Origin of the sequence: Mongoliimonas terrestris, assembly GCF_001927285.1 — a bacterium.
In the GTDB taxonomy this organism is placed as follows: domain Bacteria; phylum Pseudomonadota; class Alphaproteobacteria; order Rhizobiales; family Pleomorphomonadaceae; genus Chthonobacter; species Chthonobacter terrestris.
In genome coordinates, this window is the sequence record NZ_MSIG01000014.1 from 103,379 (window position 1) to 117,125 (window position 13,747).

Consider the following 13,747-nt stretch of genomic DNA (forward strand, 5'->3'; position numbering starts at 1 on the left):
GCCATGCCGCCGCCCGTGCCCCTGGCTGACCGGTCCGGCGGCCTGGGCGGCCGGCTCCTCGACGGCTGGCGGGAGTGGCGGAACCGCCTGGTCGCCAGTCCGCGATTCCAACGGTTTGCCGCCGATACCCCGCTGGTGCGGGCGGTCGCCGCCCACCATGCCTCGTCGCTTTTCGACGTCTGCGCCGGGTTCGTCTACTCCCAGGTGCTGCTCGCGGCGGTGCGCCTCGACCTCTTCGACATCCTCGCCGAGGGGCCGCTGCCGCTGCCCGATCTCGCCGCCCGCCTGCGCCTGCCCCTCGACGGCGCCCGGCGCCTCGCCGAGGCGTCGGTGGCGCTCGGGCTCCTGGAGCAGCGCTCCGGCGGCCGTTACGGCCTCGGCCTCCAGGGCGCGGCACTCCGCGGGAATCCAGGCCTTCTGGCCATGATCGACCACCATGCGCTGGTCTACGCCGACCTCGCCGACCCGGTCGCGCTCCTCCAGGGACGGCGCGGCCCAACCGGCCTCGGCCGCTTCTGGCCCTACGCGACCGCCGAGGGAGGGGATGCGGTCGCCGCTGAGAACGGAGGCGAAGGGGCGCCGGAGCCGCCCGCCGCGGTGGAGGCTCGCCAGGGGGAGCCCGGATCCTCCGAGGCCTACTCCCGCCTCATGTCCGCCACCCAGGGCTTCGTGCGCGACGACATCCTCGACGCCTATGATTTCGGCCGGCACCGGACCGTCATGGACGTCGGCGGCGGCGATGGGACCTTCCTCACAAGCGTCGCCGCGCGCCATCCAGATCTCAACCTCAGATTGTTCGATCTTCCTCCCGTTGCCGCCCTGGCCGCCCGCCGATTCGAGGTCCTGCCGGCGCCGCAGCCGACCGCCATCGCCGGCGACTTCCGCCGCGACCCCCTCCCGGCCGGCGCCGACCTCATCACTTTCGTGCGCATCCTCCACGACCACGACGACGCAACCGTCCGTCTCGTCCTCCAGAAGGCCCACGCCGCCCTCGCCGTCGGCGGACGGGTGCTGATCGCCGAACCGATGGCGGATTCCGGCGGAAATCCGCGGGTTGGCGGCGCCTATTTCAACTTCTATCTCCTCGCCATGGGCCACGGCCGCCCCCGCACCCCGCAAGCCCTCACAACCCTCCTCCGGGATGCCAACCTTTCCAACCCCCGCCGGCTGAAGACCCGCAGACCCATGCTGGTCTCTGCCCTGGTCGCCGAACGGGTGTCATGAGAATCCGACAGACCGACTGTAAATCTTAATTGACAACTCGGCCTGTCAGGCGTCACTTACAGGGAACGAACACCAACACAAGACCCAGCAGGGAGGCCGTCATGGACACCATCGCCGTCGTCATGCGCGGACCTGGCGCGCTCGGCCTGGAACGCCTGCCGCTGGATCCCATGGGCGATGGCGACGTGCTCGTCGAGTGCGCCTATTCGGGCATCAGCACCGGCACCGAGAAGCTGCTCTGGACCGGCCGCATGCCGACCTTCCCAGGCATGGGCTACCCCCTGGTCCCGGGCTACGAGACGGTCGGCCGGGTGGTCGACCCGGGCCGCTCCGCCCTTGCCGAAGGGTCTTTCGTTTTCGTACCCGGCGCGCGCTGCTACGGCCCGGTGAAGGGCCTCTTCGGCGGGGCCGCCCGTCGGCTCGTGGTGGCCGGCGACCGGATCGTGCCGGTCGACGAAGCCCTTGGCGCCTCAGGTGTTCTCTTGGCGCTCGCCGCCACCGCCCACCATGCGGTCGCCGCCGGCCCGCTGCCCGATCTCGTCGTCGGGCACGGCGTTCTCGGCCGGCTGATCGCCCGCGTCGTGGTCGCCAAGGGCGGTGCCCCGACCGTCTGGGAGCTGGATCCGAACCGCCGCGCCGGCGCCCTCGGCTATGCCGTGACGGACCCCGCCGAGGATCCGCGCCGGGACTACACGGCCCTCTGCGACGCGAGCGGCGACGCCGCCATTCTGGACGCGCTGATCGCCCGTGCGGCGCCGGGCGCCGAAATCGTGCTCGCCGGCTTCTACGAGGGCCGGCCGAGCTTCGCCTTCCCGCCCGCCTTCATGCGGGAAATCCGCCTTCGCATCGCCGCCGAATGGCGTCCAACCGACTTGACGGCGGTGCAGTCCATGGTCGCTGACGGCCGCCTGTCGCTCGACGGGCTGGTCACCCACCAGGCCCCAGCCGTTGAAGCGGCGGCGGCCTACAACCGGGCGTTCGGCGATCCGGCCTGCCTGAAGATGATCCTCGACTGGAGTGGCACAGCATGAACACCACCGTGAAGAGCCCTGTCTCCGGTTCGGCCGTCGACCAGGAACCCATTCCGGCGACCAAGGCCACCCAGATCATCGCTATCTACGGCAAGGGCGGGATTGGTAAAAGCTTCACGCTCGCCAATCTCAGCTACAACATGGCCCAGCGCGGCAAGAAAGTCCTGCTGATCGGCTGCGATCCGAAGAGCGATACGACTTCGCTTCTCTTTGGCGGACGGGCCTGCCCGACGATCATCGAGACGTCGGCCAAGAAGAAGCTGGCTGGCGAGGACGTGAAGATCGGCGATGTCTGCTTCAAGCGGGACGGGGTCTTCGCCATGGAGCTCGGCGGCCCGGAAGTCGGCCGCGGCTGCGGCGGCCGGGGCATCATCCACGGCTTCGAACTCCTTGAAAAGCTTGGCTTTCACGACTGGGGCTTCGACTACGTGCTGCTCGATTTCCTGGGCGACGTGGTGTGCGGCGGCTTCGGCCTGCCGATCGCCCGCGACATGTGCCAGAAGGTCATCGTCGTCGGTTCGAATGACCTACAGTCGCTCTATGTAGCCAACAATGTATGCTCCGCAGTCGACTACTTCCGCAAGTTGGGCGGCAACGTAGGCGTCGCTGGGCTGGTTGTAAACAAGGACGACGGCACCGGCGAGGCCGCGGCCTTCGCCGCCGCCGCCGGCATCCCCATCCTCGCCTCCATCCCCGCCGACGAGGATATCCGCCGCAAGAGCGCGAACTACCAGATCGTCGGCCGCCCCGGCGACCGCTGGGCGCCGCTCTTCGAGCAACTCGCCGCCGCCGTCGGCGAAGCGCCGCCGGTGCGCCCTACCCCCCTCTCCCAGGACGGTCTCCTCGCGCTCTTCAAGGCCTCTGAGGTCGGTCGCGACTATGTGCTCCAGCCGGCGACGGAGGAGGACATGTGCGGCAGCGCCTCCTTCGCCAAGCCGTCGCTCGAGATCGTCTACGAAACCGTCTGAGCCGGGTGTCGCCATGACCGCTTCCCTCGACGAACCCCTGGACTCGCCCGTCGCCGACAGCGTGGTCAACGACGGATGCCACGGCGGCGCCGCCACCATGCGGGCGGCGGCGGTGGCCGCCGGCAAGAGCGACGTGCTCGACCAGTATGCCGCCGACTACCCGGTCGGCCCGCACGACCGGCCGCAGAGCATGTGCCCGGCCTTCGGGTCGCTGCGCGTCGGCCTTCGGATGCGGCGGACCGCGACGGTGCTCTCCGGCTCGGCCTGCTGCGTCTACGGCCTCACCTTCACGTCGCACTTCTACGGGGCCAAGCGGACGGTCGGCTATGTGCCGTTCAACTCCGAGACGCTGGTCACCGGCAAGCTCTTCGAGGACATCCGCGACGCGGTCCACGCGCTCGCCGACCCGGTCCTCTACGACGCCATCGTGGTGACGAACCTCTGCGTGCCGACCGCCTCCGGCGTCCCGCTCCGCCTCCTGCCGAAGGAGATCAACGGGGTCCGCATCATCGGCATCGACGTGCCGGGCTTCGGCATTCCGACCCACGCGGAGGCCAAGGACGTGCTTGCCGGCGCCATGCTGGCCTTCGCCCGCCGCGAGGCGGAGAACGGCCCGGTGCAGGCGCCCCGCGGCGGGGTCTCCGACCGGCCGGCCGTGACCCTTCTCGGCGAGATGTTCCCGGCCGATCCGGTCGGCATCGGCCGCATGCTGGAGCCGATGGGGCTCGCCGCCGGGCCGGTGGTGCCGACCCGCGAGTGGCGCGAGCTCTACGCCGCCCTCGACGGCGTCGCCGTCGCCGCCATCCATCCCTTCTACACGGCCTCCGTCCGCGAATTCCAGGCGGCCGGCCGGCCGATCGTCGGCTCCGCGCCGGTCGGCGTGGAGGGCACGCTCGCCTGGCTCGACGCCATCGGCACGGCCGCCGGAGTTCCGCGCGCGCTGATCACCGAGGCGCAGAACCGCCAGCTCGGCGCCATCCGCGGGGCGCTGGCGGGTGCGCCGGTCAAGGGCCGGATCACGGTCTCCGGCTATGAGGGCTCCGAGCTTCTGGTCGCCCGGCTCCTGGTGGAGAGCGGCGCGGAGGTACCCTATGTGGGCACCGCCTGCCCGCGCACGCCCTGGTCGGAGGCGGACCGGGACTTCCTGGAGGCGCGCGGCACCAAGGTGGTGTTCCGGGCCTCGCTGGAGTCCGACATCGCGGCCTTCCTGGAGCACGATCCGGATCTTGCCATCGGCACCACGCCGGTGGTCCAGAAGGCCAAGGAGCGGGCGACGCCCGCGCTCTACTTCACCAACCTCATCTCGGCCCGGCCGCTGTTCGGCGCCGCCGGGGCCGGCTCGCTCGCCCACGTGATCAACGGGGCGATCGCCAACAAGGACCGGTTCGCCCGCATGGAGGCCTTCTTCGACGGGGTCGGGGAAGGGGACACGGCCGGCGTCTGGGAAGAGAAGCCCGAACCCCGCCCGGCCTTCCGCGAGGCCAACCGCCGCCGCCTGGAAAAGCAGGCCAAAGCGCGCCGTGCCGAGGAGATGATCTGATGCTCGTCCTCGATCACGACCGCGCCGGCGGCTACTGGGGCGCCGTCTACGTCTTCACGGCCATCAAGGGCCTGCAGGTCATCATCGACGGCCCGGTCGGCTGCGAGAACCTGCCGGTGACCTCCGTCCTCCACTACACGGACGCGCTGCCGCCGCACGAACTGCCGATCGTCGTCACCGGGCTCGGCGAGGAGGAACTCGGCCAGCACGGCACAGAAGGCGCCATGAAGCGCGCCCGGGCGGTGCTCGATCCGGACCTGCCGGCGGTGGTCGTCACCGGATCGATCGCCGAGATGATCGGCGGCGGCGTGACGCCGGAAGGCTCCAACATCCAGCGCTTCCTGCCCCGCACCATCGACGAGGACCAGTGGCAGTGCGCCGACCGCGCCATGACATGGCTGTGGAAGGAATACGGGCCGAAGAAGGTGCCCGCCCTGAAGCCGCGGTCGGAGGGTGCCAGGCCCAAGGTGAACATCATCGGGCCGAGCTACGGCGTCTTCAACATGCCGTCGGACCTCGCCGAGATCCGCCGCCTCATCGAGGGCATCGGCGCGGAGGTGGGCCTGGTGTTCCCGCTCGGCAGCCACTTGGTGGACGTGCCACGGCTCGCCGAGGCGGAGGCCAACGTCTGTCTCTACCGGGAGTTCGGCACCCAGCTCTGCGAGACGCTCGGCCGTCCCTGGCTGCAGGCGCCGATCGGGCTGCACGCGACCACGGCGTTCCTGCGCGCCCTCGGGGCCGCCCTCGGCCTTGATCCGGAGCCCTTCATCGCCCGGGAAAAGCACACCACGATCAAGCCGCTCTGGGATCTCTGGCGCTCGGTCACCCAGGACTTCTTCGGCACCGCCACCTTCGCGGTGGTGGCGAGCGAGACCTACGAGCGCGGGCTCGTGCGCTTCCTGGAAAGCGAGCTCGGCCTGCCGTGCAGCTTCCACGCGGCACGCCGGCCGGGGGCAAAGACCGACAACGCGGCCGTCCGCAAGGCGATCACCGGCGCCCCGCCGCTGATCCTCTTCGGCAGCTACAACGAACGCATGTACGCGGCGGAAGCCGGCGGGCGCTCCATCTACATCCCGGCCTCCTTCCCGGGCGCGATCATCCGCCGGCACACGGGCACGCCCTTCATGGGCTACGCCGGCGCCGTCTACGTGCTCCAGGAGGTCTGCAACGCCCTCTTCGACGCGCTCTTCTCGATCCTGCCGCTCGGCACCGACCTCGATCGCATCGAGGCGACGCCGGCGCGCGGCGAACGGCAGATGGCCTGGGACCGGGGCGCCGAGGAGGCGCTGGAGGCCGCGCTCGACCGCCATCCGGTGCTGGTGCGCATCTCCGCCGCCAGGCGATTGCGCGACGGGGCGGAACGGGACGCCCGCAGGGGCGGCGACGACACGGTGACGGTGCGCTCGGTGGAGCGCGCCCGGGCCGATCTTGAAGGTGCGATCTGACCCGCGATCGCGGCGAGGCTCGATCGAGCGATCGCGGCGACGACAGGAGGTGAAGGATGACCACGAACGTGACCCTTGCAAGCCGGTTCGCCGACCGCCGCAGCCGCGACGCGGCGTCCTTCCGCACCCTGGTGGTGCTCACCTATCCGGTCTTCCTCGCCGCCGCCCTGATCCGCCTGCCGCTGGCGCTCACCGGCCTGGTGCGCGGCGACGGCCGCCGGCTGTCCGTGCTCGCGCGGGCCCGGACCATGGCTCACACGGTCATCCCCTTCTGCTTCATGGGCTGAAGGCGGGCGACCAGCAATTCGGCCGGCAACTCCGCCGTCCGGATGCCACCAAGGGGCTTTGCCCCGGTGGCAGTTACCCAGCCGCGCGGGCTTGCGCGGCAACGGCAAACGATCTTGCGGAGGCCTGTTATGGCAGAGGCAAAGACTTCGTTGTCGGGGCTCACCGAACAGGAGGCACAAGAGTTTCACGCGATCTTCCTTCAAAGCTTCATCGGCTTTGTCGTCGTCGCGCTGATCGCTCATGTGCTGGCCTGGATGTGGCGGCCCTGGCTTCCTGGACCTGAAGGCTACGTCTCCTTGTCTCCTGAAGGAGCAACGGGGCTGATCCAGCAGGTCGCCACCATGCTGACCTGAGGGAGACGACGACCATGTGGAAAGTTTGGCTCCTGTTCGATCCCCGCCGGGCGCTCGTGGCGCTCTTCACGTTCCTGTTCGTCCTGGCGCTGGTGATTCACTTCATCCTGCTCAGCACGAACCGGTTCAACTGGATCGAAGGTCCGCGGATTCCGGTGACGGACGCCGGTCAGATGATCGGGCCCATCGGTCCCGAGACCCTGGTGGGTTGAAACCCGCCCGAGGGGCGGCCGCGGACCTTGACCCGCCGCCGCCCTCATCCTTCCGGATCATCTCACGTTGAAGGCGCCGGACCGGACCGGCATTCACCAAGAGCGCCGCCGGCTGGCCGCCGGACGACGCCTGTCGAGGCGGAGGGCTGCACGATGGCCATGCTCAGTTTCGAACGCAAGTATCGCGTACGGGGAGGCACGCTGATCGGGGGCGACCTGTTCGATTTCTGGGTCGGCCCGTTCTACGTCGGCTTCTTCGGCGTCACCACGATCTTCTTCTCCCTGCTCGGCACGGCGCTGATCGTCTACGGCGCGGCGCTCGGGCCGACCTGGAATCTCTGGCAGATCTCGATCGCGCCGCCGGATCTCAGCTACGGGCTGGGCCTTGCCCCCCTCAAGGACGGCGGCCTCTGGCAGATCATCACGGTCTGCGCCATCGGGGCCTTCTGCTCCTGGGCGCTCCGGGAGGTGGAGATCTGTCGCAAGCTCGGCATGGACTATCACGTGCCGTTCGCTTTCGGCGTGGCGATCTTCGCCTACGTGTCGCTGGTGGTCATCCGCCCGGTGCTGCTCGGTGCCTGGGGACATGGCTTTCCCTACGGCATCTTCAGTCACCTCGACTGGGTGTCGAACGTCGGCTACCAGTATCTGCACTTCCACTACAATCCGGCGCACATGCTCGCGGTGACGTTCTTCTTCACCACGACGCTCGCGCTCTCGCTGCACGGTGCCCTCGTCCTGTCCGCCGCCAACCCCAAGAAGGGCGAGGTGATGAAGACGGCCGAGCACGAGAACACCTTCTTCCGCGACACCATCGGCTACTCCATCGGCACCCTCGGCATCCACCGGCTCGGGCTTCTGCTCGCCCTGTCGGCCGGCTTCTGGAGCGCGGTGTGCATCATCATCAGCGGTCCGCTCTGGACCCGCGGATGGCCGGAGTGGTGGGGCTGGTGGCTCGACCTGCCGATCTGGAGCTGAGGACACGGCCATGAGTGAATTCCGCAACATCTTCACCCGCGTCCAGGCCCGTGGTCCCGCCTACTACGGTACCCTCGACCCGGCGCCGGCCTGGAACCGCCAGGGCAAGGCCGGCTTCTCGCACCTGCTCGGCCGCTTCGGCGACGCGCAGATCGGCCCGATCTATCTCGGCTGGACCGGCATGGCGTCGCTGGTCTTCGGCTTCGCCGCCATCGAGATCATCGGCCTCAACATGTGGGCCTCGGTGAACTGGGACCCGATCCAGTTCGTGCGCCAGCTGCCCTGGCTCGCCCTGGAACCGCCGGGACCGGAATGGGGGCTCTCCATTCCGCCGATGGCGGAGGGAGGGTGGTGGCTGCTCGCGGGCTTCTGCCTGACGGCCTCCATCATGCTCTGGTGGATGCGCGTCTATCTCAGGGCGCGGGCGCTCGGCATGGGCACGCACGTGGCCTGGGCCTTCGCGGCGGCCATCTGGCTCTACCTGGTGCTCGGCTTCATCCGGCCGGTGATCATGGGATCGTGGAGCGAGGCGGTGCCGTTCGGGATCTTCCCGCACCTTGACTGGACCGCGGCCTTCTCGATCCGCTACGGCAACCTCTTCTACAACCCCTTCCACGCCCTCTCGATCGTCTTCCTCTACGGCTCGACGCTCCTCTTCGCCATGCACGGCGCGACCATCCTCGCCGTCGGCCGCTACGGCGGCGAGCGGGAGCTGGAGCACATCGTCGACCGCGGCACGGCGGCGGAGCGGGCGGCGCTGTTCTGGCGCTGGACCATGGGCTTCAACGCCACGTTCGAGTCCATCCACCGTTGGGCCTGGTGGTTCGCCGTCCTTTGCCCGCTGACCGGCGGCATCGGCATCCTCCTCACCGGCACCGCCGTCGACAACTGGTACCTGTGGGCCGTCCACCATGGGGTGGCGCCTTCCTATCCGCCCTCCGCCGTCCCGGTCCTCGATCCGGCGGCTGCCGTGGGAGCCACGCCATGACCCGGACACCGACCACACGGCTGCGGCGCCTCGGCGCCGTCCTCCTCCCGATCCTGCTTTCGGCTGGCCTGGCCGGCTGCGAGGACACGACCGAGAGCACCCAGACGGGCTATCGCGGCACCGGCATGGTGCAGTTCACCAGCCCGGCCACCCGGGAGGCGCTGGCGCTCGCCAACGCCATTCCGGAGGCCCAGCCGCCGGCCTCCGACGAGGGACCGCGGGCCTCCGAGCTCTACGAGAACGTGCAGGTTCTCGGCCATCTGAGCGACGAGGAATTCCTGCGCACCATGACGGCGATCACCGAGTGGGTGGCGCCGGAGGAGGGTTGCGGCTACTGCCACAACCTGGAGAACCTCGCCGACGACAGCGTCTACACGAAGGCCGTCGCCCGGCGCATGTTCCAGATGACCTGGGCGATCAACGACACCTGGAAGCCCCACGTGCAGGAGACCGGCGTCACCTGCTACACCTGCCACCGGGGCCAGCCGGTGCCGGCCAACGTGTGGTTCCAGAACCCGGGGCCGCAGGAGGCGCAAGGGATGGCGCGCACGGACACCGGGCAGAACCTCGCCGAGCCGTCGATCGGGCTGACCTCGCTGCCCTACGACCCGTTCACCACCCTCTTCGCCGACCCGGCGCAGATCCGGGTGGCGTCCACGACGCGGCTGCCGAGCGGGTCTGACAAGACCATCCAGCAGACGGAGAAGACCTATTCGCTGATGGTGCACATGTCGGAGGGGCTCGGGGTGAACTGCACCTTCTGCCACAACACCCAGTCCTTCTCGTCGTGGGATCTGAGCAGCCCGCAGCGGGTGACGGCCTGGCACGGCATCCGCATGGTGTCGGACATCAACGGCACCTACATCGACCCGCTGGCCGGCATCTTCCCGGACACCCGCAAGGGACCGCTCGGGGACCCGTACAAGGCCAACTGCACCACTTGCCACCAGGGCGCGTCCAAGCCGCTCCTCGGGATCAGCATGCTCCAGGACTACGTGGCCGCGCTGGGGCGGGCACCGGCCGGCAACTGATCCTCGCCTCCATGCGGATCGGTGGCCGTCGGTGCCGCCGCTCCGCCCGAACTTCGGTGCCGGCCGCAACGCCGTCCCCAGCCCGGCGCGCCACGCGTCTGGAACGACCGGACCCGATTCCTCGTTCCCCGTCCGGCTCGGACCGTGGCCCTGCGGCGGCGCCGAAGGAACCGCCCTCCGGCCCACGGGCCGGGGGGCGCCTTTTCGTCCGATCGGGCGACCCGCGGTCTGGTCCTGCGGCCTTCCGGCCGGCAGGATGGACAGCACCATCCGCAGAGGCCCGCGGGTGAGCACCGGAGAACCTGATGTCCCTTGTCGTCTTCCTGGTCCTGGTCTTCCTCGTCGGCACGTCCGGCGCGGTGTTCGCGCCGGGAGAGTGGTACCTGAGGCTCCGGAAGCCACGCTGGCAGCCGCCGTCGATCGCGTTTCCGATCGTCTGGACGGTGCTCTACATCCTGATCGCCATCTCCGGCTGGCTGGTCTGGGAAAACGCGCCCGCCGAGGCCTTGCCGCTGGCGATGACCGTCTACGGCATCCAACTGGTCCTCAACGCGGGCTGGTCGGCGATCTTCTTCGGGATGAAGCGCATGCGCCTCGCCTTCGTCGAGCTCGTCCTGCTCTGGTTGTCGATCGCTGCACTGATCGCGGTGTTCTGGCCGCTCCATGAGACCGCCGCCCTGCTGCTTGCGCCCTATCTGGCGTGGGTGACGGCGGCGGGACTTCTCAACTGGTCGATGATGCGGCTCAATCCTGCCTTTGCCCGCTGACCGGCGGGCATCGTCCACCGCCGGGCTCCTTCCGGCGGGAAAGCAAAGCGATGGAGGTTTCCATGGTGATCTTTCTGACGTTCGTGACGATTCTCCTGGTGCTCGCGGCGGCGGTCTACGACCTGCAGCAGACCAACAAGGCCATCACCGAGCGCCGGCACTCGGCCATGACGACGCCAGGGGCCGGTGTCGATTCCCGGATCTGAGCGCACGGGCCTCGACGCCTGGACAGCCACCCGGGGCAGGCGCCAAGATGATCGCGCGGCGGTGAACCGCGGGCGGCAGGCCGTCCCGCCGTCCGCCGGACACCACGCGTGATCGAAAGCCTCGTCTGGTCCGGTCGGATCGTCGACCTCGCGCTCGTCGTGCTCGCCCTGGAGGTCGCGCTGGTGGCCGCCTTCGGACGGCGCCTTGCGGGGCGGTCCCTGCTCGTCCCGGTTCTCTGGAACGCCGGGGCCGGCGCCGGCCTGCTCCTTGCGCTCCGCGCCGCGCTCACCGGCGGGTCGACCCTTGCGGTCGTCCTGCCTTTGACGCTCGCCCTCGTCTGCCACGTTGGCGAAAGCCTCGGCCGCCTCAAGGCGGACCGGCCGTGACGCGGTTCCGGCCGCTCGACGGGCGTCCGGGCACGCGGGCTCGTGCGCCCGCCGGGGCTATTCGGCCGCCTGCTCCAGGGCGGCGATCTGGGCGTCGTTGAGGCGACGGTAGACGCCGGGCTCCGCCATCAGCTCCTGGTGGCAGCCCGTCTCGACGATCCGTCCGGCTTCCAGCACAACGATCCGGTCGGCGTCGCGGATGGTCGCCAGACGGTGGGCGATGACGAGCACCGTGCGCCCGGCGGACAGCTCCGCCAGCGCCTCGTGGATCTGCCGCTCGGTTTCCGTGTCGAGCGAGGACGTCGCCTCGTCGAGGATCAGGATGGGCGGGTTCTTGAGGAAGATGCGGGCGATCGCCACCCGCTGCTTCTGGCCGCCGGAAAGCTTCACGCCGCGTTCGCCGATCCAGGTGTCGAGCCCGTCGGGCAGCGAGCGCACCAGGTCGCCGAGACGCGCGCGCTCGGCGGCGGAGCGGATCTCGGCGTCGCTGGCGTCGAGCCGGCCGTAGGCGATGTTCTCCCGAAGGGTGCCGGCGAACAGGAAGACGTCCTGCGCCACGATGCCGATTGCCCGGCGGAGCGACGCCATGGTGACGGCGCGGATGTCATGGCCGTCCACGGTGATGCGCCCGCCGGTCACCTCGTAGAAACGCGGCAGGAGGGAGAGGAGCGTGCTCTTGCCGGCGCCGGACGGGCCGACGAAAGCGACGGTCTCGCCGGGCGCGACCGCCAGGGAGACCGACCGGAGGATGGACCGGTCGGGCGCATAGGCGAAGGCGACGTCCTCGAACCGCACCGCGCCGCGCACGTCTTCAAGATCCACCGCATCGGCCACGTCGACCACGTCCGGCTCCGTCGCCACCAGGTCGCAGAAGCGGCGAAAACCCGCGATGCCCTTCGGGTAGGTCTCCACCACGGCGGCCATCTTCTCCAGCGGCTTGTAGAAGATGTCCACGAGGAGGAGGAAGCCGACGAACTGGCCGACGGTCAGGCTGCCGTCCACCACGAAGGCGGTGCCGACAATGAGGATCACCACCTGGACGAAGCGCATGCCGAAGAAGTTGATGGCGAGCGTGGCGGCCACGAGTTTGTAGGCGGCGAGCTTGGTCAACCGGTAGAGCTCGTTGTCCTTGGCGAAAAGAGCCCGCTCGTGATCCTCGTTGGCGAAGGCCCGGACCACGCGGGCGCCGCCCACATTCTCCTCGATCCGGGCGTTGAAGGCGCCGATCCGGCTGAACTGGGTCTGCCAGTTCGACGTCATGGCGCCGCCGTAGTGGATCACCAGGAAGGCGACCAGCGGCGCGATGGCGCTCGCCACCAGGGCCAGCGGCACGTGCAGGCTGAACATCAGCGCCAGGGCACCGATGAAGGTCATCAGCGCGACGAGCAAATCCTCCGGCCCGTGGTGGGCGACCTCGCCGATCTCCTCCAGGTCCTTGGTGAGCCGGCCGATCAGGTGCCCCGTCTTCGCCTCGTCGAAGAAGCGGAACGAGAGCTTCTGCAGATGGTCGAAGGCGCGCCGGCGGAGTTCGGTTTCGATGGCGATGCCGAGCACGTGGCCCCAATAGGTGACCACCACGGTGAGGCCGGTGTTGACTGCGTAGACCGCCAGCAGGCCGACGGCGGCAAGGCCGATCAGCTGCCAGTCGCCGCGCGGCAGCAGATGGTCGACGAAGCCGGTGACCGCCAGGGGAAAGCTGAGCGACAGGATGCCCGACAGGATGGCGGCGGCAAGATCGATCAGGAACAACCGCCGGTGCGGGCGGTAGAGGGCGAGAAACTGTCGGATCATGCCACGCGGACCTTCAGGGACGTTGCCTTCACCGGCGTTTCCTTCGCACACGCGAAACGACGCGTCGACCCTGTCGGGTGGGGGAGGTGGGGGTGGAGGGGTGGTGGGGTGGTGGGGTGGTTGGATGCAAGGGTGGTTGGATGGAGGGGTGGGGGGGATAGATGGGTGGTGGGACGCAGGGGTGGTGGGATGGAGGGGCGTTCCACAGTTGGCAGGGATCGTCATGGTCCGCGCAGGCGGACCAGCCACGCTTTCTTTCACGAGCAACGATCAACGCAACCTGTTGTACCCCGCCGAATGCGTGGGTGGTCCGCCTGCGCGGACCATGACGGAGGGGGAGGGTGGTGAACCGATGGGCGGGTGGCCGTCCAGTCGGGAACGACCTCTCCGGCGACCCGCGTTCCATGATCGTCATGGTCCGCGAAGGCGGACCAGCCACGCTTTGTTCATGAGTGACGATCAACGCAAGCCGTCGCGCCTGCAGAATGCGTGGGTGGTCCGCCTTCGCGGACCTTGACGGCGGTGGCGGGGGAGGGTG

15 protein-coding genes are annotated in these 13,747 nt (G+C 69.3%); 14 read left to right on the top strand and 1 reads right to left on the bottom strand.

Annotated elements, in window-relative coordinates:
* Positions 1–3: 3 nt before the first annotated feature.
* The 14 genes from BUQ68_RS18085 (at position 4) to BUQ68_RS18145 (ending at position 11,418) form a co-directional block, all read left to right on the top strand.
* Positions 4–1,224, top strand: a complete 1,221-nt coding sequence (locus BUQ68_RS18085) for a methyltransferase (protein ID WP_075217411.1) — start codon at positions 4–6, stop codon at positions 1,222–1,224.
* A 101-nt stretch (positions 1,225–1,325) separates the two neighbouring features.
* Positions 1,326–2,255, top strand: coding sequence for a chlorophyll synthesis pathway protein BchC (gene bchC / locus BUQ68_RS18090; RefSeq protein WP_075217412.1), 930 nt, complete (start codon positions 1,326–1,328; stop codon positions 2,253–2,255).
* On the top strand, positions 2,252–3,223 hold the full coding sequence (locus BUQ68_RS18095; protein ID WP_075217413.1) for a chlorophyllide a reductase iron protein subunit X: 972 nt from the start codon (positions 2,252–2,254) through the stop codon (positions 3,221–3,223). The genes bchC and BUQ68_RS18095 overlap by 4 nt, the downstream gene beginning before the upstream one ends.
* Positions 3,224–3,236: 13 nt before the next feature.
* A complete protein-coding gene (gene bchY, locus BUQ68_RS18100; protein WP_075217414.1) occupies positions 3,237–4,763 on the top strand; it encodes a chlorophyllide a reductase subunit Y in 1,527 nt (508 codons plus the stop codon).
* Positions 4,763–6,208, top strand: coding sequence for a chlorophyllide a reductase subunit Z (gene bchZ, locus BUQ68_RS18105; RefSeq protein WP_075217415.1), 1,446 nt, complete (start codon positions 4,763–4,765; stop codon positions 6,206–6,208). Before bchY ends, bchZ begins: the two co-directional genes overlap by 1 nt.
* Positions 6,209–6,264: 56 nt before the next feature.
* On the top strand, positions 6,265–6,495 hold the full coding sequence (locus BUQ68_RS18110) for a hypothetical protein (protein WP_075217416.1): 231 nt from the start codon (positions 6,265–6,267) through the stop codon (positions 6,493–6,495).
* A 129-nt stretch (positions 6,496–6,624) separates the two neighbouring features.
* On the top strand, positions 6,625–6,849 hold the full coding sequence (pufB, locus tag BUQ68_RS18115) for a light-harvesting antenna LH1, beta subunit (protein WP_075217417.1): 225 nt from the start codon (positions 6,625–6,627) through the stop codon (positions 6,847–6,849).
* Positions 6,850–6,863: 14 nt separating this feature from the next.
* Entirely contained in the window at positions 6,864–7,061 is a 198-nt protein-coding gene (gene pufA, locus BUQ68_RS18120) for a light-harvesting antenna LH1, alpha subunit (protein ID WP_075217418.1), read from the top strand.
* Positions 7,062–7,214: 153 nt separating this feature from the next.
* On the top strand, positions 7,215–8,039 hold the full coding sequence (gene pufL, locus BUQ68_RS18125) for a photosynthetic reaction center subunit L (protein ID WP_075217419.1): 825 nt from the start codon (positions 7,215–7,217) through the stop codon (positions 8,037–8,039).
* Positions 8,040–8,049: 10 nt separating this feature from the next.
* Complete coding sequence (pufM, locus tag BUQ68_RS18130) at positions 8,050–9,027, top strand: photosynthetic reaction center subunit M (protein ID WP_075217420.1); 978 nt, start codon at positions 8,050–8,052, stop codon at positions 9,025–9,027.
* Complete coding sequence (gene pufC, locus BUQ68_RS18135) at positions 9,024–10,058, top strand: photosynthetic reaction center cytochrome PufC (RefSeq protein ID WP_075217421.1); 1,035 nt, start codon at positions 9,024–9,026, stop codon at positions 10,056–10,058. The genes pufM and pufC overlap by 4 nt, the downstream gene beginning before the upstream one ends.
* Positions 10,059–10,363: 305 nt before the next feature.
* Positions 10,364–10,825: a TspO/MBR family protein gene (locus BUQ68_RS18140; protein ID WP_075217422.1), complete on the top strand. Its 462-nt coding sequence runs from the start codon at positions 10,364–10,366 to the stop codon at positions 10,823–10,825.
* Positions 10,826–10,887: 62 nt separating this feature from the next.
* The gene (locus tag BUQ68_RS23870) at positions 10,888–11,031 is read left to right on the top strand and encodes a hypothetical protein (protein WP_175577850.1); all 144 of its coding nucleotides are present in this window, start codon (positions 10,888–10,890) and stop codon (positions 11,029–11,031) included.
* 108 nt (positions 11,032–11,139) lie between these two features.
* Positions 11,140–11,418: a hypothetical protein gene (locus BUQ68_RS18145; protein WP_083656693.1), complete on the top strand. Its 279-nt coding sequence runs from the start codon at positions 11,140–11,142 to the stop codon at positions 11,416–11,418.
* 57 nt (positions 11,419–11,475) lie between these two features.
* Here the strand turns inward: BUQ68_RS18145 and BUQ68_RS18150 are convergent, their stop codons facing one another.
* The gene (locus BUQ68_RS18150) at positions 11,476–13,209 is read right to left on the bottom strand and encodes an ABC transporter ATP-binding protein (protein WP_075217423.1); all 1,734 of its coding nucleotides are present in this window, start codon (positions 13,207–13,209) and stop codon (positions 11,476–11,478) included.
* Positions 13,210–13,747: the final 538 nt, after the last annotated feature.

Bases quoted from the DNA above. Each gene is read 5' to 3' on its own strand.
- BUQ68_RS18085 (WP_075217411.1), top strand. From the start codon at position 4: ATGCCGCCGCCCGTGCCCCTGGCTGACCGGTCCGGCGGCCTGGGCGGC.
- bchC (WP_075217412.1), top strand. From the start codon at position 1,326: ATGGACACCATCGCCGTCGTCATGCGCGGACCTGGCGCGCTCGGCCTG.
- BUQ68_RS18095 (WP_075217413.1), top strand. From the start codon at position 2,252: ATGAACACCACCGTGAAGAGCCCTGTCTCCGGTTCGGCCGTCGACCAG.
- bchY (WP_075217414.1), top strand. From the start codon at position 3,237: ATGACCGCTTCCCTCGACGAACCCCTGGACTCGCCCGTCGCCGACAGC.
- bchZ (WP_075217415.1), top strand. From the start codon at position 4,763: ATGCTCGTCCTCGATCACGACCGCGCCGGCGGCTACTGGGGCGCCGTC.
- BUQ68_RS18110 (WP_075217416.1), top strand. From the start codon at position 6,265: ATGACCACGAACGTGACCCTTGCAAGCCGGTTCGCCGACCGCCGCAGC.
- pufB (WP_075217417.1), top strand. From the start codon at position 6,625: ATGGCAGAGGCAAAGACTTCGTTGTCGGGGCTCACCGAACAGGAGGCA.
- pufA (WP_075217418.1), top strand. From the start codon at position 6,864: ATGTGGAAAGTTTGGCTCCTGTTCGATCCCCGCCGGGCGCTCGTGGCG.
- pufL (WP_075217419.1), top strand. From the start codon at position 7,215: ATGGCCATGCTCAGTTTCGAACGCAAGTATCGCGTACGGGGAGGCACG.
- pufM (WP_075217420.1), top strand. From the start codon at position 8,050: ATGAGTGAATTCCGCAACATCTTCACCCGCGTCCAGGCCCGTGGTCCC.
- pufC (WP_075217421.1), top strand. From the start codon at position 9,024: ATGACCCGGACACCGACCACACGGCTGCGGCGCCTCGGCGCCGTCCTC.
- BUQ68_RS18140 (WP_075217422.1), top strand. From the start codon at position 10,364: ATGTCCCTTGTCGTCTTCCTGGTCCTGGTCTTCCTCGTCGGCACGTCC.
- BUQ68_RS23870 (WP_175577850.1), top strand. From the start codon at position 10,888: ATGGTGATCTTTCTGACGTTCGTGACGATTCTCCTGGTGCTCGCGGCG.
- BUQ68_RS18150 (WP_075217423.1), bottom strand. From the start codon at position 13,209: ATGATCCGACAGTTTCTCGCCCTCTACCGCCCGCACCGGCGGTTGTTC.